This is a genomic window from Methylobacterium sp. 1030 (assembly GCF_040544715.1).
GTDB lineage: Bacteria > Pseudomonadota > Alphaproteobacteria > Rhizobiales > Beijerinckiaceae > Methylobacterium.
In genome coordinates this window covers 1-1284 of sequence record NZ_JBEPKM010000068.1, presented here as the reverse complement: position 1 = coordinate 1284, position 1284 = coordinate 1, and the positions used below count along the sequence as shown (strand labels likewise).

Below are 1284 nucleotides of genomic sequence, written 5' to 3'. Positions count from 1 at the left end.
TGACCTGCCCCCACGAGGTGGTCCGAGTTCAAAATTAGTGCAGGGTCGGCCTCTGCTCTACGGGTAGCTTGGCCGCCGGAGCCGGTCGGGCGAGCGCAGTCGGGCAAGCGGTCGTGGCTGGCACGAACACCTCCGGCGCTGGTGGCTTGTAGCCAAGCGCACCGTGCGGGCGGATCGTGTTGTAGTGCCGACGCCAGCTTTCGATGATGATCTGTGCCTCCTTCAGGGTGTAGAAAATCTCGCCGTTCAGGAGTTCATCCCGCAATCGCGCGTTGAAGCTTTCGACAAAGCCGTTCTCCCACGGTGAGCCTGGCGCGATGTAGGCGGCCTTCGCGCCAATGGCCGCAATCCAGGACTGCACCGACTTGGCGATGAACTCGGGCCCGTTATCGGAGCGAACGTGCTCGGGCACGCCGCGCAGGATAAACAGGTCCGAGAGCACGTCGATCACGTCAGCTCCCTTCAGCTTGCGCGCAACGCGGATCGCCAGACATTCGCGGGTGAACTCGTCGACGACGTTGAGCATCCGGAACTTGCGCCCGTCATGGGTGCGCGCCTCGACGAAGTCGTAGGCCCACACGTGATCGCGCCGCTCCGGTTTGAGCCGGATGCAGGAACCATCCCCGTCCCACAGTCGGCCCTTCTTCTGCTGGCGGCCGGGCACCTTGAGCCCTTCGCGCCGCCAGATCCGCTCGACCCGCTTGTCGTTGACCAACCAGCCGGCCGCCTTCAGCAGCGCGCCGATCTTCCGGTAGCCATAGCGCCCGTATCGGCGCGCCAGTTCCACGAGATCGGCGGTCAGCGCCGCCTCATCATCTCTGCCCCGCGGCACCTTGCGCTGCGTCGAACGATGCTGACCGAGCGCACGGCACGCGCGGCGCTCGGAGACGTCCAGGACGTCCATCACATGCGCGATGCAGGCGCGTCGGCGCGCGGGGCTGGTCAGTTTCCCCGGGCAGCCTCCTGCAGAATCAGCTTGTCGAGCGTGAGATCTGCGATCGCCTTCCGGAGCCGCTGGTTTTCGGTCTCCAGGTCCTTCATGCGCCGGACCTGGTCGCTCTTCAGGCCGCCGTACTCCTTGCGCCAGCGGTAGTACGTCACCTCCGTCACGCCAATCGTGCGGATCGCGTCCCCGACGCTCTGGCCCTGCGAGACCAGCACATCCACCTGCCGCAGCTTGGCGACGACATCCTCCGGCTTGTGCCCCTTCGTTCCCATCTGTCCGTCCTCGTCCTGGCCCGAAAGCCATACCTCAGGGCGGACCACTTCACTGGGGGCGGATCA

The 1284-nt window shown here is 65.7% G+C and carries 1 protein-coding gene; it reads right to left on the bottom strand.

The genetic code is table 11. The features are described 5' to 3' along the window. Positions 1-34: 34 nt before the first annotated feature. Positions 35-1218, bottom strand: a protein-coding gene (locus ABIC30_RS31755) for an IS3 family transposase (RefSeq protein WP_103986534.1) whose coding sequence is annotated in 2 segments (ribosomal slippage) — positions 35-954 and positions 954-1218 — 1185 coding nt in all. Because the reading frame shifts where the segments join, the coding sequence is not laid out codon by codon here. Positions 1219-1284: the final 66 nt, after the last annotated feature.